Consider the following 22589-nt stretch of genomic DNA (forward strand, 5'->3'; position numbering starts at 1 on the left):
CCCCGCGGCGTGGTCGATACATCGCGCCCCCCGCGGCGCGGTCAATGTCACCCGGCCGCAGGCTCACCGCCTTCGGCCTCGGTGGTGACGGGATGGATCAGCGTGGGCTGGGGCGCGGACACACCATGCCCAGCCTCACTCGCCGCGGTTCGCGGGCGCCTCGCGCCCGGCCCAGGGTACGCTGCCGCGCAGGTCGATCGCGCTTCTTTTGACCCAGTATGGCGCACTGCCCGATGATTTTAAAAAGGCGTTAGACCCATACTGCCATTACAACTGGCATGAATGCGCTGACTGCCGACACCCAGGCTAGCGCGGCATCCGCGCCCGACCACCGCAACGCCAAATCGGCCGCCCAACCCCACTCGGCCCGTGGTTCCGGGCGGGCCGCGTCGCGCCATGGCGCGTTCAGCCCGCTCCAGGCCCCTCGGCCACCGCCGTCACTTCGAGTCGCCCGCCGGCGCCGCGGCGTCGGCTGCGGGTTGGGCCCCGACGAGCACCACGGCCAGGCGGTCGGGGTGGATGAGCTCGCCAAACGCAGCCTTGACCTGCTGCGCGGTGACAGCGTTGACCTGGCGCGTCCAGGTGTCCAGGTAATCCAGCGGCAGGTTGTTCCAGGCGATGTTGGCCACGTTGAGCAGCAGCTTGCGGTTGCTGTCGATGCGCAGCGGGAAGCTGCCCGTCAGGTTGGCCTTGGCGGCGTTCATCTCCGCCTCGGTCGGGCCGCGCGTGACGTAGTCGCGCAGCACGTCCTGCGCCACCTTCAGCGCCTGCTGGGCCTGCTCGGGCTTGGTCTGCAGGCCGATGGTGAAGCTGCCCCCCGCCAGGCCCGGCGAGAAGTCGCTGCCCACGCTGTAGGACAAGCCGCGCTTCTCGCGCACCTCGTTCACCAGGCGCGAGGTGAAGCCCTCACCCAGGATGTGGTTGCCGACGAAGAACGCGAAGTGGCGCGGGTCCTGGCGTGCATAGCCGGGCTGCCCCATCAGCACCTGGGCCTGGGCGGCGGCAAAGGGCTGGTTGACGACCGTGGCCTGGGTCAGGGCCGGCACGGGCTGCGACTGAGCCGGCGCCGGGCAGGCCCCGCTGCTGGCGGCCGGCAACTGGGCCAGCAGCGTCTGGACCAGCGCGTCGGCCTGGGCGCGGTCGACCGCGCCCACCACCGTGGCCTTGGCACGGCACGGCGCCAGGCGCTGGTCGCGCCACGCCTGCATGTCGGTCACGCCGATCGCGGCCAAGGTCTGCGCGTCCGGCTCCTGGCCGTAGGGATGGCTGCCGAACACCGCCTTCTGATAGGCCAGCGCGGCCACGGTGCCGGGCCGCGTCAGGGCCTCTTTCAGCCCCGCCGTCCAGCGCGCGCGGTCACGCTGCCAGATGGCGTCGGGAAAACTGGCATGGCCCAGCTGATGCGCGGCCAGTTGCACGGCGGGTGTCAGCAGCTTGGGGTCGGTGAGCGAGCGCAGGTTGACCGAGAAGCGGTCGTTGCTGGCGCTGGCGCCAAAGCTCGCACCCAGGTCGGCCCAGGCTTCGCCCAGCTGGTTTTCGTCCATGGCGGGCTGGCCGCCGCCAGCGGCCACGCCCTGCTGCAGCATGCTGGCCGTGGCCTGCGCCAGGCCGGCCTGGGCCGCAGGCACCAGGCGCTCGCCGGCGTCGAAGTCGATCTGCACGTCGACCATGGGCAGCCCGGGGCTGGGCACGAAATACACCTGCGCGCCGCTGGCCTGCTGCCAGCGCTCGATGGGGATGGCGGCCTGCACAGAGCCGGCGAACCCCATCACCAGTATGGCGCCAATGGCGATGTAGCTTGAACGGAAATTCATGAATACTCCAATGTCATTCGATGGGCAACGGGGCTGCTTCGCGCGTCAGTGCAGCTCGCCCTGCGGGCCGGCCGGCGCGGGCCGGGCCGGCGCGGCGCCAGTCACCGGAATCAGCGTGCCCACGGTCAGGCCGTCGTCACCGAAGTAGCGCTGGGCTACGTCTTGCACCTGCTTGGCGGTGACCCGGTTCAGCGCCGCGATGAGCGCCGGGTTCAAGTCCAGCGGCAGCCCCTGGACCCAGGCCGCGCCCAGCTCGCGCGCCTGGTTCATGAGCGAATCGAGCTCGTACACCTGGCTGGCCGTCCACTGCGTTTTCACGCGCGCCAGCTCCTGCTCGGAAATGCCCTCCTTGGCCACCCGCGCCACCTCGGCGCGCAGGGCCGCCTCGACCTGTTCGGCGGTCTTGCCGGCCGCGGGCACGCCCATCATGAAGAACTGCTGCGGGCCGCGGCCAAACAAGCCATTGCCGGTGCTCGCGCTGTCGGCCACGCGGTCGGGGCCCTGCATCAGCGCGCGGTCCAGACGCGCGCCGCCGTACCCGTCCAGCACGGCTGACAACACCGTGAGCGCCAAGGCATCGCGCGTGTCGGCGCTGTCGTCCAGCCGGGTGAGCTGCGGCACCTTGAAGGCCAGGATCACGTAGGCCTGTTCGGCGGGCGCCTTCAGGCTGACGCGACGCATGCCCTGCTGCTCGGGCTCGGGCATGGGTTTGCGAGTGGGCACCGCGCGCTTGGGGATCTTGCCGTAGGTCTGCTGGGCCAGCTGCCACACCTGCTCGGGGTTCACGTCGCCAGCGACCACGACGGCAGCGTTGGCGGGCACATACCAGCGGCGGTGGAAATCGCGCACGTCATCGGGCGCCAGGCTGTCGAGGTCGCCCATCCAGCCGATCACCGGCCGGTGGTAGGGGTTGGCCACGAACGAGGTGGCGTTGACCAGCTCGAACAGGCGCGAGCGCGGGTTGTCGTCGGTGCGCATGCGGCGCTCCTCCTTCACCACGGCCAGCTCTTTCGTGAACTCGTCGTCGGGCCAGCGGTTGTTGGCAAAGCGGTCGGCTTCCAGGCGCATCACGTCAGCCAGCTTGTCCTTGGGAATCTGCTGGTAGTAGCCGGTGTAGTCCATGGTGGTGAAGGCGTTCTCCTGCCCACCCAGCGCGGCGACGCGGCGCGAGAACTCGCCGGGCTGGAGCCGCTGCGTGCCCTTGAACATCATGTGCTCGAGCACGTGGGCCACGCCGCTGACGCCTTCGCCCTCGTCATACGCCCCGGCGCGCACCCACACCATGTGCACCGCCGTGGGCGCGCGCCTGTCCACCTTGACGATGAGCTGCATGCCGTTGGGCAGCGTGCGCGTGAACAGCGGGGTGGCCGCGGGTGCCCGGGCCGCGGAGGTCGTGGCAGCAGGCGCGGGCGCTGATGCGGGTTCAGCCCAGCTGGCCGACGCCCCCCAGGTCAAAGCGACCGCCAGCGCCACGCGGCGCAGCATCCATCCAGCTTGGCGCTGCGCGCCGGTTGACTCACTCATGGTGTCCTCGTTCGATGCAGGGCCTCGGGGCCCATGCGGTTGGGTGTGCGCGTCGATTCTGCGCGAGGGAAAGGCTTGGTGCGCTTGCAACCAAGCGCAACGGCGCAATTTCATAGAATGCAAGTGATCCCTAAAAGCCATCGATGTTCAGTTTTTTCCGCAAAAAGTCGGCCCCCACGCCCGCCCAACCCGCAGCGCCCGTCAGCCCGGAGGCCGATCTGCCCGTGCCAGCGGCGCCGACCGCGGCCATCGCGGTGGTCGAGCCGATGGCCGCACCGGCACCGGTCGTGCCTCCGGTTGCCGAGCCTGCAGCCGAAACCGAAGCCACCGAAGCCGCCCGCGCAGGATGGCTGCAGCGCCTTAAATCAGGCTTATCCAAGACCAGCAACAGCATTGCCGACGTGTTCACGGGCGGCACCAAGATCGACGAGGCGCTGTACGAAGAGCTGGAAGCCGCCTTGCTCATGGCCGACACCGGCGTGGCCGCCACCACCGCGCTGCTGGACGACCTGCGCCAACGCGTGAAGGACACGCGGGCCACCGAGCCCGCCCAGGTCAAGGCGCTGCTGGCCGATGCCATCGCCGACATGCTCGCGCCGCTCGAAAAATCGCTGATCGTGGGGGAGTACCACCCGACGGTCATCATGGTGGCCGGCGTGAACGGGGCCGGCAAAACCACCACCATCGGCAAGCTCACCCGCCACCTGGCCGCAGGCGGCGCCACCGTGCTGCTGGCCGCGGCCGACACCTTCCGCGCCGCCGCCCGCGAGCAGCTGGCCGCCTGGGCCGACCGCAACACCCATGACCTGAGCGCGCGCGAGCTGGACCCCGGCAACCGTGTCGAGATCATCAGCCAGCAAGGGGCCGATCCCGCCGCCGTGAGCTTCGACGCCGTGGCGGCCGGCCGCGCACGCGGCAAGGACGTGGTGCTGGTGGACACGGCAGGCCGCCTGCCCACGCAGGCCCACCTCATGGAAGAGCTGCGCAAGATCCGCCGCGTGGTGCAGAAGGCCGACGTGACGGCGCCGCACGAGTGCCTGCTGGTCATCGACGGCAACACCGGTCAGAACGCCCTGGCCCAGGTCAAGGCGTTTGACGAGGTGCTGCAGCTCACCGGCCTGGTGGTCACCAAACTCGACGGCACGGCCAAAGGGGGCGTGCTGTGCGCCATCGCACGCGAGAAGCCACTGCCCGTGTATTTCATCGGCGTGGGCGAAAAGCTCGAGGACCTGGAGACCTTCCACGCACGCGAGTTCGCCCATGCACTGCTCGACTGAGCACCTGGGCGGGAACCGCAGCGCCGCGCTGGCACTCAGTCCCGTGTGCCAGACTTTTCACTCCGCGCGCCAGCAGCGCCCATCGACGACCCGCTCATGAACGCCACCGTTGCCCAAAAACACCTGCTGATGCTCGGCGCGGGCCGCGCCAACCTCCACGCGCTGCGCAGCTTTGCCGACAACCGCAGCGGCGACATGCGCATCACCTTCGTCGCGCCGCACCCGCATTTCACCGATCCGGCCATGCTGGGCGATTACGTGGCCGGCAACCTGGCGCTGGACGACTGCCGCCGGCCGCTGCAAACCGTGCTGGAGGCCGCCGGGGCCGACTACATCGCCGCCGTGCCCACGGGCCTCGATCCGGTCGGCCGCATGGTGCAGCTGAGCAGCGGTCACACCCTGTCGTACGACGTGCTGGCCGTGAACCTGGAGCCGCTGATCGACCGCACCGCCGTCGAGGCCGAGCTGCCCGGCGCGCGCCAGAACGCCATGTTCCTGCACCCGCTCGAGGCCTTTGGCCAGCTGTGGCCCCAGCTGGAAGCGCTGGCCCAGCAGCGCCCCATGCACGTGGCCATCGTCGGCCACGATCTGGGCGCCGCTGAGCTGGCCATGTGCGCCGCCCAAGGCCTGTGGCAGCCCCAGGGCAGCCGGGTCAGCCTGCTGACCCACGGCCAGCCGCTGTTCGACGACGCCCCCCAGGGCCTGCAGCGCAAGGTGCTTGCACGCCTGAAGCAGCTGGGCGTGGCCATCGTGCCCACGCCGGTGCTGGGCTTCACGCCAGGCACCATCCACCTCGAGGGCGAACTCACGCTGAGCTGCGACGCCCCCGTCATCGCCCTGCCACCCAAGCCAGCCGCCTGGCTCAGCCACACCGGCCTGGTGATCGACAACCAGGGCTTTGCCGAGGTGAACGAACGCCTGCAAAGCGAAAGCCACCGCCAGATCTTCATCGCCCATGACGCGGCCGATGAAGCCCTGGGCCCCGTCTTCGACAACAACCTGCGCGTGGCGCTGCAGGGCGGCAACTTCAAGAATGCGCCCAAGCATGGCCGGGCCCTGCGCGTGGTCAGCAGCGGCAACCGCCAGGCCATCGTGACCTGGGGGCCTCTCGCCCTGGAAGGCCGCGAAGTCTGGAACTGGAAGCACCGGCGCGATGCCCGGCTGCTGGACGGCCTGGTGCCTGCCCCCATCGAGTGAACCCTCCGCACGCCTGACCTGCTCACACGACGAACCAGGATCGCCCCATGACGGCCGACATCGATGTGCTGCACACCCTGCAGGCGCGTTTTGAGCAGCACATGCACCGCCATCCCCGGCTGACGTGGCCTGCAGTGCGTGGCCGCATCGAGGCCAACCCCAAAGCGCTGGACAGCCTGCGCCTCATGGAAGCCTCGGGCGGCGAACCCGATGCGGTGGTGCTGAATGCCGACGACGATCCGTTGGGCCCGGTGTGCCTGTGCGACTGCGCGCCGCAAAGCCCCAGCGGCCGCCGCAGCCTCTGCTACGACGGCGCCGCCTTGGCCGAGCGCAAGGCCCATCCGCCGGCAGGCAGCGCCCTGGACCTGGCCCAGGCCATGGGCACACAGCTGCTGACGCCCGAGCAATACCGCGCGCTGCAGCGGCTCGATGCCTTCGACACCAAAACCTCGAGCTGGCTGCTGACCCCGCCCGACATGCGCGCCCAGGGCGGCGCCCTGTTCGGCGACCGCCGTTACGGCCAGGTGTTCACCTACCACAACGGCGCCTCGTCGTACTACGCGGTGCGCGGCTTTCGCAGCCTGCTGTGGGTGTGAGTGATCGCCACGGGCTGTTTTTTGAAGGCAGTATGGCGGCACCACCTTTTGGTGACAAACGGCTAACGGGACATACTCATCGATGCACAGGCATTGCTCAGCGGAGAGCACACGAGAACACCAAGGTGAGTGCCCCGAATTGGTGACGCTGAGCGGCCCAAAGAAAAAGGCCCGATCTTTGTGAGATCGGGCCTTTCAACAGGCTTGGCATCCAAGATCGGGGCATGGCCAGGAAGTTACCTGAGCATCGAACCGTCATTGGTAGGCGCGATTGGATTCGAACCAACGACCCCCACCATGTCAAGGTGGTGCTCTAACCAACTGAGCTACGCGCCTGTTGTTCGTTCGAGAAGCTGAAAGTATAGCACGCAATTTTCAGCTCACGCAACTGGATTGAAAATTTTCCGCCAACACCCGCTTCCTTCTTCGGTTGCCGAACCACTGAACCGCGCGCCACCTGCGGCTGCAGCCTTTGTCATTCGCCCCGATGCCGCAGTCATCAAGACATCAAGTTGCCCAATCCCCTCCGCCCCACGCCGCGTCACCGCCGGGGCTGTGCGATGCGCGGCGGCGGTCGTAAAATCTGCTGCACTGCAACATGCGCAGCATCCCATGACTTGGCCGTGCAGGGCCGGGTCTGCCTGCGAGGAGCACCTGGGTGCCTCAAGACCACGATTCCACAACAGCCGATGACAGCGGCGTCCGCGTCATCAAGAAATACCCCAACCGCCGGCTCTACGACTCGGCCACCTCGACCTACATCACGTTGGCCCAGGTCAAGGAGATGGTGATTGCGGGCGAGCGCGTGCGCGTGCGCGATGCCAAGACCAGTGAAGACCTGACGCGCAGCATCCTGCTGCAGATCATCCTGGAAGAAGAAGCCGGCGGCGCGCCGATGTTCTCGGAAGCGGCGCTGGCCAACATCATCCGGTTCTACGGCCACACCATGCAGGGCTTCATGGGCGCCTACCTGGAGCGCAACGTGGCGGCCTTCTCGGAGATGCAGTCGCGCATGCAGGACCAGGCCAAGTCGTTTTCGCCCGAGGCCTGGGCCCAGTACATGAAGCTGCCGGCCAACCCCATGGGCGCCGTGCAAGAGCAGATGCAGGAACAGATGAAGAAGCAGACCGAGCAGATGCTGGAGATGTTCGGCCTCAAGCGCTGAGTCTGGCTCGCCGGCCGCGCAACGCCTGCCGACTGGACGGCACTTGGCGCGTCCCTGCGCTTCGTGCCATCCAGTATCCAGCCATTCTCGTTGTCCATTAAACGCAAGCCACCTGATACTACCTGGTGGTTTCTTCATGCTCACCCACAACTGCCTGGACCAGACCCCTGAGCGGGCACGTCACCTGAACGCAACCGGGCCACAACGCCCGCCCTCCGACGCTTCACGCCGCTGAACCACACTCTCGGGTCGCCGCCTCCGGCGGCCCGCCTCTTGACCCAGAACTGGGACAATACGCCATGAGCGACGTACTCACCCCCACAACCCCCACGCCGACCCCCGCCAAGCCCCCGAAAGTGGGCTTCGTGTCGCTGGGCTGCCCCAAGGCCCTCACCGACAGCGAGTTGATCCTCACGCAGCTGTCCGCCGAAGGCTACGAGACCGCCAAGACCTTCAACGGTGCCGACCTGGTCATCGTCAACACCTGCGGCTTCATCGACGACGCCGTCAAGGAAAGCCTGGACACGATCGGCGAAGCTCTGGCTGAAAACGGCAAGGTCATCGTGACCGGTTGCCTGGGCGCCAAACAGGCGGCCGACGGCGGCAACATGGTGGCCAGCATCCACCCCAGCGTGCTGGCGGTGACCGGCCCGCACGCCACACAAGAGGTGATGGATGCAGTCCACCAGTTCCTGCCCAAGCCGCACGACCCGTTTGTGGACCTGGTGCCCGGCGCCTTCGGCGATGCCGGCATCAAGCTCACACCCAAGCACTACGCCTACCTGAAGATCAGCGAAGGCTGCAACCACCGCTGCACGTTCTGCATCATCCCGTCCATGCGGGGCGATCTGGTCAGCCGCCCGATTGGCGACGTGCTGAAAGAAGCACGCGCGCTGTTCGAAGGCGGCGTGAAAGAGCTGCTCATCATCAGCCAGGACACCTCGGCCTATGGTGTGGACGTGAAGTACCGCACCGGCTTCTGGGACGGCCGGCCGGTGAAGACCCGCATGTTCGAGCTGGTGCAGGCCCTGGGCGACCTGGCTCAACCCTTTGGGGCCTGGGTGCGCCTGCACTATGTGTACCCCTATCCGCATGTGGACGAGCTGCTGCCGCTGATGGCCGAAGGCAAGGTGCTGCCCTACCTCGATGTGCCGCTGCAGCACAGCCACCCCGATGTGCTCAAGCGCATGAAGCGGCCGGCCAGCGGCGAGCGCAACCTGGAGCGCATCCAGCGCTGGCGCGAGATCTGCCCCGAGCTGGTCATCCGCTCCACCTTCATCGCCGGCTTCCCGGGCGAAACCGAGGCCGAATTCGAACACCTGCTGGACTTCGTGCGCGAAGCGCAGATCGACCGGGCCGGCTGCTTTGCCTACAGCCCTGTCGACGGCGCCACCGCCAACGCCCTGCCCGGCATGCTGCCCGAGGCCGAGCGCGAAGCCCGCCGCGCGCGCTTCATGGCTGTGGCCGAATCCGTGTCCACGGCCAGGCTGCGTCGCCGCGTGGGCGCCACCATGCAGGTGCTGGTGGACAGCGCGCCCGGCCTGGGCAAGCGCGGCGGGGTGGGCCGCAGCTACGCCGATGCACCCGAGATCGACGGCGTGGTGCGCCTGCTGCCGCCCGAAAAGATCAGCAAGACCATGAAAGTGGGCGAGTTCACGCGCGCCCGCATCGTGGACACGCAAGGCCACGACTTGGTGGCCTTGCCGATTTGATCGCTTGACCAGTATGCATCCCTTGTCGTTTTCTGAACAACGGCAATCGATACATACTCCCGGAACCATTCAGCGTGCGTGGTGCATGCCCATCCAGATGAATCTCGTAGCGGTCTGCCCCAAGGCGCGCAGCTTCCTTGAAACGCACCCGCGGCAACACCATCCCAAGTTCCTGCGCATGCTGATTGCAGAAAGCAGCAATGCGTTGCGCGCGGTCACGCCCCGCTGCGTCACCCAACCCGCATGAAGGCCATCCCCTTGTCCCCCGGCACGCTGTGCTCCGAAGCCGAGGTGGTGACGCTCGTGCACAGCTTCTACGCCCGTGTCCGGCAGGACCCGGTGCTGAGCCCTATCTTCAACGCGCACATCCACGACTGGGACGAGCACCTGGCGCAGCTGGTGGATTTCTGGTCGGCGATCTTGCGGCGCACCGGGCGCTTCTCCGGCGCCCCCATGCCCAAGCATGCGGCCTTGCCAGGCCTGTCGGCGGACCTGTTTCAGCGCTGGTTGACCCTGTTTCGCGAGAACGCAGCGATGCAGCCCAACCAGGCCATGGCCACGCAGGCCTGCGTGATGGCGGAACGCATCGCACAAAGCCTGTGGCTGGGCTATCAAACGCACCACCACCCCGAGGCCTTGCCGACAGCCTTGCCGAAACACTGACCTGGATGCGGGTGCAGTCCGGGGCGACCTCGCCCACAGGCGGATCGTCGCCGTCGCCGATGGGACGTTTCTCCGCTCGACGCTGCAGGGCTCCTGTCTGCAAGTCCCAGTTCCCGGCACGAGCGACCACAGCAACCTGTTCACAGCAGACTGTGCCGCAGAGGCCAAAAAGCCAGGCAGGCGCTGCAAGTCGTGCGCCGCGTTCTGTGCATCCGGTTGCACCGCGCAGCCAGTTGACAGCCTCCTCCGCACAGTCCATCCACTTCAGCCGGGCCCCACAGACGGCTGGCATACCCCCAAGGGTCCAGGGCGACCAGCGCGGCAACACCGTCCTCAGCACGCCGCCCATGCGAATGAACCATCTCGCCCCGACGCATGGCCGACCTGTTGAGGCGCATCCACCACGCGACCAGGGCACCCAGGGCTCTGCGGCGCCAATGGGCGGGCATGAACAGCGGATGCGTGGCCACGGCAACAATCAAGGCAGTATGCCGCTCATTCCATTTCATGTTGAACAGCAACAAGCGCATACTGCCCTACATCATTTTGAAAAGCAGGTCCAACGCACAGGCCTCACGCGGCGCGCAGCCCTCGGCAAAGGCCGCTCACATGCGACGGGTGCCGCGCACGCCTTTCACCTGACGCACCGCATTCAGCACCTGGACCAGTTGCCCGGTCTGCTGCAGCTCGACCGTGAACGTCATCCAGGCTGTGCCCCGGGCCGAATGGGTCTGCACGCCGATGACGTTGATGCGCTCCTTGGAAAACACATCCGAGATGTCGCGCAGCAGGCCCTGCCGGTCGGCCGCCTCGACCGAGATGTCCACGGGGTAGACCGCCGCCGGCTCGCCCGGTTTGCCACCCTGCCCCCAGTCGACCTCGATGACGCGCTCGGGCTCGCGGCGGCCGAGCGCGTGGAAACTGGCGCAGTCCAGGCGGTGGATGCTGACGCCCTTGCCCCGGGTGACGAAGCCGCCGATTTCGTCGGGCGGCGCGGGCCGGCAGCAGCGCGCCAGGTGCGTGAGCAACGAGCCCACGCCCACCACCAGCACGCCGGCGCCCCGGCCATCGGTTCGCGGCTTGCCCGTGCGCACCACGTCCTGCTCGGCTTCGTGAGGCGCCGCATCGGGCTTGAACAAGGCCTCGATGGTGCGCAGCGAGAGCTCGTCCTTGCCCACCACCTCGAACAAGGCGTCGATGGTCTTGAAGCCCAGCTCGCGCGCCAGGTCTTCGTACTTGATCGCCGTCTTGCCTTCGCGCTGCAGCAGCTTTTCGACCATGTCGCGTCCACGCGCCACCGTGGCCTCGGCATGCTGGGCGTTGAACCAGGCGCGCACCTTGGCCTTGGCCCGCTGGCCGACCAGGTAACCCTGCTCGGGATCGAGCCAATCCATCGAGGGACCGCCCTCTTTGGCGGTCACGATCTCGACGCTCTGGCCGTTCTCCAGCGGCGTGTTCAGCGCCACCAACTTGCCGTCGACCTTGGCGCCGCGGCAGCGGTGCCCCACGCTGGTGTGCACGGAGTAGGCGAAATCAACCGGTGTGGCGCCTCGCGGCAGCTCGATCACGGCCGCATCGGGCGTGAGGACGTAGATGCGGTCGTCGAACAAAGCCTGGCCGTTGATGGCATGGGCCAGGTCGCGCTCCCAGGCCAGCAGCTGGCGCAGCACGGCGATCTTGGCGTCGTACGAGCTGTCGGCGGTCACGGCCCCGCCATACCCCTTGCTGCCGGCCTCTTTGTAGGCCCAGTGCGCGGCCACACCATGTTCGGCGTGGTCGTGCATGGCCTTGGTCCGGATCTGGATCTCCATGGGCTTGCCCTTGGCATCGCGCACCACGGTGTGCAGCGACTGGTAGCCGTTGGGCTTGGGCTTGGCGATGTAGTCGTCGAACTCTTCGGACACCGGGGTGAAGTGGCGATTCACCCAGTCCAGCGCCGCGTAGCAGTCGTCCACGGTGTTGACCACCACGCGCAGGGCACGCACGTCGAACACCTGGTCAAAGTCCAGCTGCTTGCCGCGCATCTTCTTGACGATGCTGTAGATGTGCTTGGGCCGGCCTTGCACGGTGGCGGGGATGCCCGCAGCCATCAGGCCACCCTGGAGTTCCTTGCGCAAGGCCTCGAGCGACAGCTCGCGCTCGACGCGCTTCTCGTCGAGCATGGACGCGACCAGCTTGTAGGTGTCGGGCTCGAGCGCCCGAAACAGCAGGTCTTCCATCTCCCACTTGATCTGCCAGACCCCGAGGCGATTGGCCAGCGGGGCGAACACCTCGCGTGTCTCGCGCGCCAGCGACGGCTGCAGCGACTTGCGCGTGGCGGCGGCATAGCGCAGGGTCTGCAGGCGTGACGCCAGCCGCAGCATGACCACGCGCAGGTCGCGGCTGAACGCCAGCAGCATCTTGCGCACGTTCTCGTTCTGCAGGCGCACGCCCTCTGGCGTCTGGATCATGGGCAAGGCGGCGCGCGACAGGCGCTGCACCTTGACCAGCTTGCCGGTTTCGATGGCCAGGTCGGCCAGCTCAGGGCCACAGATGCGGGTGATGACCTCGCGCGGCTTGTTCAGGTGTTCGCTGGCATACACCAGGTAACCCCCTGCCTTCATCGAGGCGGACGCCCCCACGCTGGCCAGGATGTCCACCATGGCGTCGGCGTGCTCGAGCGTGTTCTCGCCACTGTCCAGCACCTGGTCGGCCAAGAGCGGCTCCGCAAACGCCCGCACACGCGCCAGCAAGTTGGCATCGTCCGCCGTGGTCTGGGCCGTGGCTGTCACCAGGTCAGGCGGTGGTGTATCGATCCGGGGGGCGATCAGCTCGGGCGCTAAGGTTTTGACCATGTGTGCAACTGTACTTCGGCACACTCATTCCAACAGGAAATTGAGCACCGGGGTGGTTTGTTCGGGCGTCAGCAAGGTGGGGGCATGTCCGACGTTTTCAAACACCTGCAAGCGCGCTTTCGGCCCCACCTCACCCATGCGCTGGGCCGTGGCCGGACTCAACAGGTCCGATTGCGCACCCCGGATAAGCAAAGTCTGTGCCGTGATCGCTTCGTACACTTGCCAGATGGCCGCTTCGGCCGCCTGGGCCTGCTCTGGGGTGTTGCGCTTGAACGGCAGCGCGATGTCGGGGTCGTAGTGCAGGGTCAGCCCCCCTTCGGGCAAGGGCCGCACCATGTGGGTGGACAAGGCGCGCCACTGCGCATCGGTGTGCTGGCCAAAGCCGGCCTGGATGGTTTTCAGGTAGCCCGTGGCCTCGTCCAGGCTGTTGAACATGCCGGTCTTGCCCAGGTAGCTGCCGATGCGGGCCAGCGATGACCATTCGATGGTGGGCCCCACGTCGTTGAGGACCAGGCGCCGGATCGGCATCGGCAAGGGCAACTGGGGCGAGCCCGCCACCAGCATGCCGATGAGCCCCCCCATGCTGGTCCCCACCCAGTCGAGCTGGGCCATGGGGCCGTCCTGGGCCAACTGCTGGAGCAGCGCCAGCATGTCGCCCACATACTGCGGAAAGCCGTAGCCTTCGGGGTTCTTCAGCCAGTCGCTCTGACCGCGGCCCACGACGTCGGGGCAGATCACCCGAACGCCAGCACCAACCCGCGCCACCAGGGCCTGGGCCAGCGCATCGAAGTCACGCCCGGTGCGCGTGAGGCCATGCACACACACCACCACGTGGGGGGCGCTGTTCGGTCCCCACTGCCAATACGCGGTGTCGTGCCCACCATCGGCATCCGCACAACGCACCGTCCTAAGCTGGGGTTCAGTTTGCATCCAGGGCCTCGCTTAACATGTGATTCCCGGGCATCGTAATTCATCCACCCATTTCAGAAGGACACCCATGCTCAAAGGAAAAACAGCGCTTGTCACAGGCTCCACCAGCGGCATCGGCCTGGGATTGGCCAAGGCCCTGGCGCAGCAGGGCGCCAACATCGTGGTGAACGGCTTTGGCGACCACGCGGGCCCCGAAGCCGAGATTCGCGCCCTGGGCGTTCAAACGGCCTACCACGGCGCCGACATGAGCAAGCCGGCCGAGATCGAAGACATGATGGCGTTCGCCGCCAAGACCTTTGGCCGCGTGGACATCCTGGTGAACAACGCCGGCATCCAGCATGTGTCGCGCGTCGAGCACTTCCCGCCCGAGCGCTGGGACGCCATCATCGCCATCAACCTCAGCAGCGCCTTCCACACCACGCGCCTGGCCTTGCCGGGCATGCAGCAGGCGGGCTGGGGCCGCATCATCAACATCGCCTCGGTGCACGGCCTCGTGGCGTCGGCCGAGAAAGCCGCCTATGTGGCCGCCAAGCACGGCATCGTCGGGCTGACCAAGGTCACGGCGCTGGAAAACGCACAAGGCGGCGTGACCTGCAACGCCATCTGCCCAGGCTGGGTGCTGACGCCGCTGGTGCAAAAACAGATCGACGCCAAGGCCGCCGAGCAGAAGATCTCGGTGGCAGACGCCACCAAGCAACTGTTGCAGGAAAAAGAGCCTTCGCTGCGCTTCACCACGCCCGAGGAGCTGGGCGCGCTGGCCGTGTTTTTCTGCTCGCAGGCTGCGCACAACGTAACCGGTGTGGCCTGGAACATGGATGGGGGCTGGGTCGCTCAGTGACCCGAGAGGATGGTCGACCCCGACCGTCTCGCGGAGGGGTGATTGGCCTGCCGCTGACCGGCGGTCTTGCTGAACTTGATGGGAGGCAGCAGGCCGCGCCTTCAGCGTCCGCCCCGTCCGCTGCTGGACGCCTGCTTGACCTGGTCACGCAAGATGGCGCGCTCCTGGGGGGACAGGCGCCAGGCGGCATCGGGCTCGGTGCGCATGGCGGCTTGCACGTTGCCGTTCTGCATCGCTGTCGGACCGGCATTGAGCGCCCGCCCCGCCGTCGCGGCACCGGCGGCCGGCATCAGCATGTTTTGAGCCTTCGCCATGGCCTCGGCCGAGGCGCGTGCGCCCTCCTGCCCCAAGGCGGGCTGACCATGGGCGCTGAGGCTGACCAGCAGCAACGAGGCCAGCGCGGCGCACGGAAAAGATGGAGGAAGGACCATGACGGGCAAGCGTCTCACAAGCCCCCGTGTTTGTCTGGGTCAAAATCCCGGGAACGGGCAACAAATGTAACCCGTTGATAGTTGAGGTCCAAATCCAGCTGCCGATGATGTAACAATGGCCGCTGTTACATATTCAAGGAAGCCCATTGAACGCCATGAATCAAACAGCCGGACGCTTGGACAAACTGGTGGTGGTCGACGACGATGCGCGCATTCGCGATCTGTTGCGTCGCTACCTCACCCAGGAAGGGTTTGAGGTCATGGTGGCCGAAGACAGCAAGGCGCTCAACCGCATCCTGCTGCGCGACACGGTCGACCTCATCGTGCTCGATTTGATGATGCCTGGCGAAGATGGCCTGTCGATCTGCCGTCGCCTGCGCGCCGGCGGCGACCGCACGCCCATCATCATGCTCACCGCCAAGGGCGAGGACGTGGACCGCATCGTTGGCCTGGAGGTCGGTGCCGATGATTACCTGGGCAAGCCCTTCAACCCGCGCGAATTGCTGGCCCGTGTGCACGCCGTGTTGCGCCGCCGCCCGCCCCAGGAGGCGCCGGGTGCCCCATCGGCCGAAAACGAAACCGTGACCTTCGGCCCGTTCTCGTTCGACCTGGGTGCGCGCACGCTGCACAAGGACGGCCAGGAGATGTCGCTCACCACGGGCGAATTCGCCATGCTCAAGGCCCTGGTGCGCCACCCGCGCCAGCCACTCTCGCGTGAAAAGCTGGCCCAGCTGGCACGCGGTCGCGAGTTCGAGCCCTTCGACCGCAGCCTGGACGTGCAGGTCTCGCGCCTGCGCAAACTCGTGGAGCAGGACCCCGCCTCGCCGCGCTACATCCAGACCGTGTGGGGTGTGGGCTACGTGTTCGTGCCGGACGGCGCCAGCTGACACCTCGCGCACACGTCCCATAACTCAACCCAGTATGCAGCCATTGACGTTCATGATTGAACGACAGTGGCTGCATACTGCTTCTTGCCGATGCCTTTTTTGCTGCCCGGATCAGACCGCGCGCCCGGGCACCGGCTTCCAGGCCCTACCAGGACTGACTGCATGCCCTCCATCGACTCCAGCCTGACCTCGCCCATCCCGCTGGAGGTGTTGACGAGCACCCCGACCAGTCCCAAGCGCCGCTTTGGCGTGTCGCTGTTCTGGCGCACCCTCTTCCTGCTCGCCGCGCTGCTGCTGGGCAGCACCTTCACCTGGTACCAGACCTTTCGCGCGCTCGAGTACGAGCCGCGGGCGATTCAAACGGCGCAGCAGATCGCCTCGCTGGTCAACCTCACGCGTGCGGCGCTGGTGTATTCCGACGCCATCGCGCGTGTCTCCCTCATCAAGACCCTGGCCGAACAGGAAAAGGTGCGCATCGTGCCGCGCGAGCCGACGGACAAGTTCGAGCTCTACGGCAAATCGCAACTCGATGAGCGCATCACGGCCGAGCTGATCAACCGGCTGGGCTCGGGCACGGTCGTGGCATCGTCCGTCAACGGTGAACAAGGCCTGTGGGTGGGCTTCACCATCGAGGGCGACTCCTACTGGCTGCTGATGGACCCCTCGCGCCTGCGGCCGCTGTGGGGCGCAGCCTGGATGATCTGGCTGCTGGCCGCCGGGGCACTGTCGCTGATGGGCGCGGCCATCATCGCCGGCCTGATCAACGCACCGCTCAAACAGCTCTCGCTGGCCACCAGCCGCGTGCGCGAGGGCAATTTCGACGCCCCGCCGCTGGACGAGCACACCGTCACCAAGGAAATCCGCGAGGTCAACATCGGCTTCAACCGCATGGCCGAGCAGCTGGCCAAGGTGGAGCAGGACCGCACCGAAATGCTGGCCGGCATCTCGCACGACCTGCGCACGCCCCTGGCGCGGCTGCGGCTGGAAACCGAGCTGTCCATTCCCGACGCGGACGCGCGTGAGCTGATGGTGGCCGACATCGCCCAGATCGACGTCATCATCAACAAATTCCTGGACTATGCGCGGCCCGACCACGTCTCGCTTTCGCTCACCTCGGTGGCCGAAGTCATCGAGAGCTGCGCGTTCCCGTTCCGCAGCGCCGCCGGCATGGACATCCGCGTCGAGGTGCCGCACTCGCTGCAGGTCATGGCCGACGAGGTCGAGCTGGGCCGCGTGATCTCCAACCTGCTGGAGAACGCACGCCGCTATGGCAAGTCGCCCACCACGGGGCTGACGCGCGTGAACATCACGGCCCAGGCCACGGCGCAGCATGTGCACATCCGCCTGCGCGACTTTGGCCCCGGCGTGCGGCCCGACCAGCTCGGCGGCCTGACCAAGCCCTTCGTGCGCGGGGACGAGGCACGCACCGAAGCCAAGGGTGCCGGCCTGGGCCTGGCCATCGCGGAGAAGGCCATGAACCGCATGGGCGGCACCTTCACCCTGTCGAACGCGCAACCGAGCGGCCTCGCGGCGCTGCTGACGCTGCCAGTCGCCTAAGCCAAGCCAAGCCAAGCCAAGCCAAGCCAAGCCAAGCCAACAAGATCATGGCTGCAGGCTCTGTGTGCCAAGCGCCTGACCAGGGCCATGCGACATGGGCGGACAGCGCCCGCGCAGGCTTGCCGCGCGCGCCCGCTCAGTAATGCGGGGGCAGCTCGTCGCGCGGGTCGCGCGCGCCGGCGCCGCCCGGGGCCGCAGCGGCCTGCAGAAGGCGCAGCTGCGCGACCTGGGCCTGCAGGGCATCGATCTGGGCCTGCTGGCGGTACAGGGCCAGGTTGAGCTGCTCCAGCAGGTCTTCGCTGTAGCTGAGCTTGACCTCCAGGTCGGTCAGGCGGGCGTCCACGCGATCGGCGGCAGCCGCCTCATCGGACGCTGTGGCCGGCGCGGGGGTGGCAGACGCGGTCATGGCAACCTCCGGCGGTGAGCCATGGATACCGCAGTATCCACACCTTCCCGTTGCTTCATCAACGACAAGTGGCGCATACCCCAGCCACTCACCGTTGCAGCAAGGCGGCGGTCATGCGGGCCACGCCTTCAAAGATTTTTTCCACATCGGCCGTGGCGAAGGACAGGCGCAGCGTCGCCGGGTCGGCCTGGGCGGCAAAGAAAGGCGCACCCGGCACAAAGGCCACGCCGCGCTCCACGCAACGCCGGTTCCACTCGCCCGCGTCCTGCAGGGCCCCGTCGGCGCCGGTCAGGCGCGCCCACACGAACAGCCCGCCCTGCGGCGGCACGAAGCTCAGGGCCTGACCCAGGCCGTCTTCCAGGGCGCTGCACAGGGTTTGCGCACGCTGGGCGTACACGCTGCGCACCTTGGCCAGCGTGTCGGGCAGGCGGCCCGCGGCCAGGTACTGCGCGGCCGTGGCCTGGGCGAAGGTGCTGGTGTTGGCGTCGGAAAACTGCTTGCACATGATGGTGCGCGCCAGCAGCTCGGGCGGCGCGATCAGCCAGCCCAGTCGCAGGCCAGCCGAGAGGATCTTGGACAGCGAGCCGCAGTGCGCCAGCACCTCGCGGCTGCCCGGCACCTCGCGCGACAGGGCCAGCATGCTGGCCGGCGGCGGCGTGTCGAAGTAGAGGTCGCCATACGGGTCGTCTTCGATCACCAGGGTTCGGGTGCGCGCGGCCAGCGCCAGCACGCGCTTGCGGCGCTCCAGCGTCAGCGTGGCCCCACTGGGGTTGCCGAACGTGGGAATCAGGTAGATCAGCTTGGGCTGGTGCTCGTCGACCAGCCGCTCCAACGCGTCGACGTCGACCCCGTCGCTGTCGATGGGGGCCGAGATCACCTCGGCGCCATACAGGCGGAAGCACTGGATCGCGGCCAGGAAGGTTGGCCCTTCCACGATGACTTTGTCACCGGGCGAAATCATGCACTTGGCCAGCAGGTCCATGCCCTGCTGGCTGCCGGTCGTGACCACCAGCTGGTCGGCGCTCACATCGGTGCAGCCCTTGGCCTGCATGAAGGCCGCCAGCTGTTCGCGCAAGGGGCCATAGCCCTCGGTGGCGCCATAGGCCAGCGCCGCAGCCGGATCGGCCTTGAGCGCCGCATTCACCGCCTCGGTGATGCCCGGCGCATCGCACAGCGTCACATCGGGAAAGCCGCCTGCGAAGCTGATGATGCCAGGCTTGCCCAGCAGCTTGAACAGTTCACGGATGGCGGAGGTTTCGACCTGGTTGAGGCGATTGGCAAAGTGCAGGGACATGGCGAATGAGGTGAACACGGGACAGGAGGCCGGTGCATGCGCTTGCCTCGGCCCAGGTGCCATTGTGCCCCGCGGCGTCCCCGCTCATCCAAGCACCCCGGTCACGCGGGGCGCCTGCCGCCTCAGGCCGCGCGGCGGCGCACCAGCAGCGCCAGCAGGACGAAGCCGAAGATCACGAACCAGATGAAGGCCCAGTTCGCGATGGTCAAGCCCAGCAAGGTCCAGTCGATGGCGCTGCAATCGCCGCTGCCGCGGAAGATCATGGGCACCACGCGCTGCAGCGGGAAGGACTCGATCATGCCGTACAGGTCACGGCCGCAGGTCGCAAACTCGGGCGGGTTCCACTGCAGCCAGCTCTGGCGTGCGGCCGTGAACGCCCCGAAGGCACAGACCAACACGCCCAGCGCCGCCATGACCACCTGCAGGCCGCGCTTGGGAAAGATGGCGCCCAGCACCGACAGCACGATGAGCACGATGAAGCACTCACGCTGCACGATGCACATGGGGCACGGGTGCAGGCCCAGCACGTTTTGCAGGTAGAGGATGCCGAACGCCAGCATGCTGGCCGAAATGAGCGCAATGCCGGCAAACGCACGGCGGGGGTGTTGGGTCAGGAAGGACAGCACAGGTGTTGAGGCGTGAGGGATGAAAGCCACCAAACGGCGGGCCGAATGATGAGCCGAACGGCGGGCCGAATGGCGAGCCACACAGCTCACCATTCAGCGGGCCAAACGGCTGGCGGGGCGACCGGACACGATTCTCGGTCATGCCCCAGCCTGCCGGTGCGCCAGGGCTCGTCTCTGAGCGGCAGGCCGCCAAATGGTTCCCGATGGCCCGCGTGGCCCGCCACACGCTGGCGGCCCGCTCTGCGCCGCCTCACGGCCGGGCTGCCTCAGGTCGATTGACGCATAAAGAGGTAGTATCAACCTGCGTTGATCATGTAGCCAACGGAAAACCCACCATACTCCGCTCAATCCGAACTCAATCCCGGCACGCGCAAAAAGTGGCTGCGGTAGTGCACCAGCTCCTCGATGGACTCGTGCACATCGGCCAGCGCCGTGTGGGCCTGCTTTTTCTTGAAAGCCGACACCAGCTCGGGGCGCCAGCGCAGGGCCAGCTCCTTGAGCGTGCTGACGTCGATGTTGCGGTAGTGGAACCAGGCCTCGAAACGCGGCATGTACTTGACCAGGAAACGCCGGTCCTGGCTGATGGTGTTGCCGCACATGGGCGACTTCGCCTTGGGCACGTAGCGCTTGATGAAGGCGATGAGCTGTTCGGCCGCAGCCTCTTCCGTCAGCGTGGAGGCCTTCACCTTGTCGATCAGGCCGCTGCGGCCATGCGTGCCCTTGTTCCAGGCGTCCATGCCGTCGAGCAGCGCGTCGCTTTGGTGGATGACCAGCACCGGGCCTTCCACGCGCAGGCTCAGGTCAGGGCTGGTGACGATGACGGCGATCTCCAGCAGGCGCTCTTTGTCGGGGTTCAGGCCGGTCATCTCACAGTCCAGCCAGATCAGGTTCTGGTCCGACTTGGTCAGGACAGGCGTGGGCGTGGGTGCGGCGGCGGGAACGGGCGCCGGCTCGGCAGCAGCGGTGGGCAGATCGGGTTCGGACATGCAAGGGCTCGGCCACCGCCCGCGCTCCGAGTCGGCCGGAGCCGGCTGGCGCGCGGCAAAGCCGCCGACCATAGCACAGCCCTTTCGCACCCTGGCGGCGCCGAATCCGACGCCCGTTCCGACGCAGGCCAGCTCTTCGAGCTGGCGGTAGCCCTGTGCAGGACTGACCCGGCGCGCATGCCTCCGCCGGGCGTGGCGCCCGCGCGGCGCGCCGGTGCCCAGGTTCGCGCACGGTCCCACGCCTGCACGCCTGCACGCCCGCTGCCCGGGGGCGCGCTGTTGCCACATCCTCGACAACGCCCACAACCTGCCCCTGCAACTCGCCGTGGGGCTGGGCGTGCCGGCTGCGGCCCTGCTGTGCGGGCGGGTCGCCTGGCTGGTCTGGCGCGCGCCCCTGGCCGCCCTGACGCGCACCGCTACACTGCGCGCATGTTGCAGGTGATGCCCCTGGCGCTGTGGATCAGCGCTTTTTTTGCGCTGGCGCTGTGCGCGCAGACGCTGCTCAAGCTCTGGCTGGCGGCCCGGCAGATGCGGCATGTGGCTCGGCACCGGCACGCCGTGCCAGCCTCTTTTGCCGGCACCGTGAGCCTGGACGCCCACCAGCGCGCCGCCGCCTACACGGTGGACAAGCTGCGCGTGAGCCTCGTCGAGATCGTCGTCAGCGCCGCTGTGGTGCTGGGCTGGACGCTGCTGGGCGGGCTGGACGCGCTCAATGCCGCGCTGCTCGGCGTCGTCACCCACCCGCTGCTGCAGCAACTGGCGCTGCTGGGCGCCTTTGCCGCCATCGGCGCCCTCATCGACCTGCCGTTTTCGCTCTACCAGACCTTCGTCATCGAGGCCCGCCACGGCTTCAACCGCATGAGCCCCGCCCTCTGGCTGGCCGATTTGCTCAAGGGCACGCTGGTCGGCATCGCCCTGGGCCTGCCGCTGGCTGCCCTGGTGCTGTGGCTGATGGCCGCGAGCGGCGCGCTGTGGTGGCTGTGGGTGTGGCTGACCTGGACCGGCTTCAGCGTGCTGCTCATGCTGGTCTTTCCGACCTGGATCGCCCCCCTGTTCAATCGGTTCGAGCCCCTGCGCGACGAGTCCCTGAAGCAGCAGGTGGCCGAGCTGATGGCGCGCTGCGGCTTCCGGGCCAAGGGCTTGTTCGTGGTCGATGGCAGCCGCCGATCCGCCCACGCCAACGCCTACTTCACCGGCCTGGGCGCTGCCAAGCGCGTGGTGTTCTACGACACCTTGCTCGACCAGCTCACGCCTGGCCAGGTGCAGGCCGTGTTGGCCCACGAGCTGGGCCACTTTCACCACCGGCATGTCACCAAGCGGCTGGTGGCCATGATGGCCTTCAGCCTGCTGGCCCTGGCCGTGCTGGGCTGGCTCAGCCAGCAGCCGGCCTTCTTCGTCGGGCTGGGCGTCACGCCCAACCTGCCCTATGCGCTGAACGGGGTGCCGGCCATCCCCAACCACGCCCTGTTGCTGTTGCTGTTCCTGCTCGCCGTGCCCGTGGTGTCGCTCTGGGTCACGCCCTGGCTGAGCCACCGCTCGCGCCGCGACGAGTTCCAGGCCGATGCCTACGCCGTCGCCCAAACTGGCCGCGCCGACCTGCAGGCCGCGCTGCTCGCGCTCTACAACGACAACGCCAGCACGCTCACCCCCGATCCGCTGTATGCCCGCTTTTACTACTCGCACCCACCGGCCAGCGAGCGCCTGGCGCACATCGCCCAGGCGGGCGTCGTGCCTGCCCATGCATGACACAGCGCAGTATCCACCCCTTGCCGTTATTCTTTGAACGGCCATTCAGCCATACTGGGTGATGGAACACCCCTGCTGCCGGTGCGGCACATCGCGAGGGGCCGTG

General features: G+C 67.4%; 19 protein-coding genes and 1 tRNA gene. 10 read left to right on the top strand and 10 right to left on the bottom strand.

What is annotated here, in order from left to right:
• Positions 1-437: 437 nt before the first annotated feature.
• Complete coding sequence (locus tag CCO03_RS14135; RefSeq protein ID WP_087282065.1) at positions 438-1814, bottom strand: M16 family metallopeptidase; 1377 nt, start codon at positions 1812-1814, stop codon at positions 438-440.
• Between the two features lie 45 nt (positions 1815-1859).
• Positions 1860-3299, bottom strand: coding sequence for a M16 family metallopeptidase (locus tag CCO03_RS14140; protein ID WP_087282067.1), 1440 nt, complete (start codon positions 3297-3299; stop codon positions 1860-1862).
• A 182-nt stretch (positions 3300-3481) separates the two neighbouring features.
• Between CCO03_RS14140 and ftsY the strand changes: the two genes are divergently transcribed.
• The 3 genes from ftsY (at position 3482) to CCO03_RS14155 (ending at position 6408) form a co-directional block, all read left to right on the top strand.
• Positions 3482-4615 carry a signal recognition particle-docking protein FtsY gene (ftsY, locus tag CCO03_RS14145; RefSeq protein WP_087282069.1) on the top strand — a complete coding sequence of 378 codons (1134 nt, stop codon included), beginning with the start codon at positions 3482-3484 and terminating at the stop codon, positions 4613-4615.
• Between the two features lie 96 nt (positions 4616-4711).
• Entirely contained in the window at positions 4712-5812 is a 1101-nt protein-coding gene (locus CCO03_RS14150) for an NAD(P)/FAD-dependent oxidoreductase (protein WP_087282071.1), read from the top strand.
• A gap of 47 nt (positions 5813-5859) precedes the next feature.
• Positions 5860-6408: a DUF4256 domain-containing protein gene (locus CCO03_RS14155; protein ID WP_087282072.1), complete on the top strand. Its 549-nt coding sequence runs from the start codon at positions 5860-5862 to the stop codon at positions 6406-6408.
• Positions 6409-6667: 259 nt separating this feature from the next.
• On the opposite strand, the gene CCO03_RS14160 is transcribed toward CCO03_RS14155, so the two are convergent.
• Positions 6668-6744 (bottom strand) — tRNA-Val (locus CCO03_RS14160).
• Between the two features lie 322 nt (positions 6745-7066).
• Between CCO03_RS14160 and phaR the strand changes: the two genes are divergently transcribed.
• The 3 genes from phaR (at position 7067) to CCO03_RS14180 (ending at position 9948) form a co-directional block, all read left to right on the top strand.
• Positions 7067-7573, top strand: a complete 507-nt coding sequence (phaR, locus tag CCO03_RS14165; RefSeq protein WP_087282074.1) for a polyhydroxyalkanoate synthesis repressor PhaR — start codon at positions 7067-7069, stop codon at positions 7571-7573.
• Positions 7574-7872: 299 nt separating this feature from the next.
• On the top strand, positions 7873-9285 hold the full coding sequence (gene rimO, locus CCO03_RS14170) for a 30S ribosomal protein S12 methylthiotransferase RimO (protein ID WP_087282076.1): 1413 nt from the start codon (positions 7873-7875) through the stop codon (positions 9283-9285).
• A 243-nt stretch (positions 9286-9528) separates the two neighbouring features.
• Positions 9529-9948 (top strand): group III truncated hemoglobin, encoded by a 420-nt coding sequence (locus tag CCO03_RS14180; protein ID WP_087282080.1) that lies wholly within the window; start codon positions 9529-9531, stop codon positions 9946-9948.
• A 605-nt stretch (positions 9949-10553) separates the two neighbouring features.
• On the opposite strand, the gene CCO03_RS14185 is transcribed toward CCO03_RS14180, so the two are convergent.
• Together CCO03_RS14185 and CCO03_RS14190 are read right to left on the bottom strand one after the other, a co-directional pair.
• Positions 10554-12782 (bottom strand): RelA/SpoT family protein, encoded by a 2229-nt coding sequence (locus CCO03_RS14185; protein WP_087282081.1) that lies wholly within the window; start codon positions 12780-12782, stop codon positions 10554-10556.
• A 24-nt stretch (positions 12783-12806) separates the two neighbouring features.
• Entirely contained in the window at positions 12807-13712 is a 906-nt protein-coding gene (locus CCO03_RS14190; RefSeq protein ID WP_087282083.1) for an alpha/beta fold hydrolase, read from the bottom strand.
• Positions 13713-13779: 67 nt separating this feature from the next.
• Between CCO03_RS14190 and CCO03_RS14195 the strand changes: the two genes are divergently transcribed.
• Positions 13780-14550 carry a 3-hydroxybutyrate dehydrogenase gene (locus CCO03_RS14195; RefSeq protein WP_087282085.1) on the top strand — a complete coding sequence of 257 codons (771 nt, stop codon included), beginning with the start codon at positions 13780-13782 and terminating at the stop codon, positions 14548-14550.
• 101 nt (positions 14551-14651) lie between these two features.
• Here CCO03_RS14195 and CCO03_RS14200 read toward each other — a convergent pair whose 3' ends face one another.
• Positions 14652-14981, bottom strand: coding sequence for a hypothetical protein (locus tag CCO03_RS14200; protein ID WP_157667692.1), 330 nt, complete (start codon positions 14979-14981; stop codon positions 14652-14654).
• Positions 14982-15136: 155 nt separating this feature from the next.
• Between CCO03_RS14200 and ompR the strand changes: the two genes are divergently transcribed.
• Positions 15137-15868 (top strand): osmolarity response regulator transcription factor OmpR, encoded by a 732-nt coding sequence (gene ompR / locus CCO03_RS14205; RefSeq protein WP_087282089.1) that lies wholly within the window; start codon positions 15137-15139, stop codon positions 15866-15868.
• A gap of 162 nt (positions 15869-16030) precedes the next feature.
• On the top strand, positions 16031-17425 hold the full coding sequence (locus CCO03_RS14210; RefSeq protein WP_087282091.1) for a sensor histidine kinase: 1395 nt from the start codon (positions 16031-16033) through the stop codon (positions 17423-17425).
• Positions 17426-17561: 136 nt separating this feature from the next.
• Here the strand turns inward: CCO03_RS14210 and CCO03_RS14215 are convergent, their stop codons facing one another.
• From CCO03_RS14215 to orn, 4 genes are all read right to left on the bottom strand, one after another.
• Positions 17562-17831, bottom strand: coding sequence for a SlyX family protein (locus CCO03_RS14215; protein WP_087282093.1), 270 nt, complete (start codon positions 17829-17831; stop codon positions 17562-17564).
• Between the two features lie 88 nt (positions 17832-17919).
• Positions 17920-19125: an aminotransferase-like domain-containing protein gene (locus tag CCO03_RS14220; protein WP_087284717.1), complete on the bottom strand. Its 1206-nt coding sequence runs from the start codon at positions 19123-19125 to the stop codon at positions 17920-17922.
• Between the two features lie 122 nt (positions 19126-19247).
• Entirely contained in the window at positions 19248-19751 is a 504-nt protein-coding gene (locus CCO03_RS14225; protein WP_236903844.1) for a disulfide bond formation protein B, read from the bottom strand.
• A gap of 344 nt (positions 19752-20095) precedes the next feature.
• Complete coding sequence (gene orn / locus CCO03_RS14230) at positions 20096-20737, bottom strand: oligoribonuclease (RefSeq protein WP_087282097.1); 642 nt, start codon at positions 20735-20737, stop codon at positions 20096-20098.
• Between the two features lie 429 nt (positions 20738-21166).
• On the opposite strand from orn, the gene CCO03_RS14240 reads away from it, so the two are divergent.
• Positions 21167-22483: a M48 family metallopeptidase gene (locus CCO03_RS14240; RefSeq protein WP_205690307.1), complete on the top strand. Its 1317-nt coding sequence runs from the start codon at positions 21167-21169 to the stop codon at positions 22481-22483.
• The last annotated feature ends 106 nt before the right edge of the window (positions 22484-22589 follow it).

Source organism: Comamonas serinivorans (assembly GCF_002158865.1).
GTDB lineage: Bacteria > Pseudomonadota > Gammaproteobacteria > Burkholderiales > Burkholderiaceae_C > Comamonas_E > Comamonas_E serinivorans.

Coding starts and splice junctions, on each gene's coding strand:
- CCO03_RS14200 (WP_157667692.1), bottom strand. CDS start 14,981: ATGGTCCTTCCTCCATCTTTTCCGTGCGCCGCGCTGGCCTCGTTGCTG.
- CCO03_RS14185 (WP_087282081.1), bottom strand. CDS start 12,782: ATGGTCAAAACCTTAGCGCCCGAGCTGATCGCCCCCCGGATCGATACA.
- CCO03_RS14155 (WP_087282072.1), top strand. CDS start 5,860: ATGACGGCCGACATCGATGTGCTGCACACCCTGCAGGCGCGTTTTGAG.
- orn (WP_087282097.1), bottom strand. CDS start 20,737: ATGTCCGAACCCGATCTGCCCACCGCTGCTGCCGAGCCGGCGCCCGTT.
- ftsY (WP_087282069.1), top strand. CDS start 3,482: ATGTTCAGTTTTTTCCGCAAAAAGTCGGCCCCCACGCCCGCCCAACCC.
- CCO03_RS14140 (WP_087282067.1), bottom strand. CDS start 3,299: ATGCTGCGCCGCGTGGCGCTGGCGGTCGCTTTGACCTGGGGGGCGTCG.
- CCO03_RS14210 (WP_087282091.1), top strand. CDS start 16,031: ATGCCCTCCATCGACTCCAGCCTGACCTCGCCCATCCCGCTGGAGGTG.
- CCO03_RS14195 (WP_087282085.1), top strand. CDS start 13,780: ATGCTCAAAGGAAAAACAGCGCTTGTCACAGGCTCCACCAGCGGCATC.
- CCO03_RS14215 (WP_087282093.1), bottom strand. CDS start 17,831: ATGACCGCGTCTGCCACCCCCGCGCCGGCCACAGCGTCCGATGAGGCG.
- CCO03_RS14220 (WP_087284717.1), bottom strand. CDS start 19,125: ATGTCCCTGCACTTTGCCAATCGCCTCAACCAGGTCGAAACCTCCGCC.
- CCO03_RS14135 (WP_087282065.1), bottom strand. CDS start 1,814: ATGAATTTCCGTTCAAGCTACATCGCCATTGGCGCCATACTGGTGATG.
- ompR (WP_087282089.1), top strand. CDS start 15,137: ATGAATCAAACAGCCGGACGCTTGGACAAACTGGTGGTGGTCGACGAC.
- CCO03_RS14150 (WP_087282071.1), top strand. CDS start 4,712: ATGAACGCCACCGTTGCCCAAAAACACCTGCTGATGCTCGGCGCGGGC.
- CCO03_RS14180 (WP_087282080.1), top strand. CDS start 9,529: ATGAAGGCCATCCCCTTGTCCCCCGGCACGCTGTGCTCCGAAGCCGAG.
- CCO03_RS14240 (WP_205690307.1), top strand. CDS start 21,167: ATGTTGCAGGTGATGCCCCTGGCGCTGTGGATCAGCGCTTTTTTTGCG.
- CCO03_RS14190 (WP_087282083.1), bottom strand. CDS start 13,712: ATGCAAACTGAACCCCAGCTTAGGACGGTGCGTTGTGCGGATGCCGAT.
- rimO (WP_087282076.1), top strand. CDS start 7,873: ATGAGCGACGTACTCACCCCCACAACCCCCACGCCGACCCCCGCCAAG.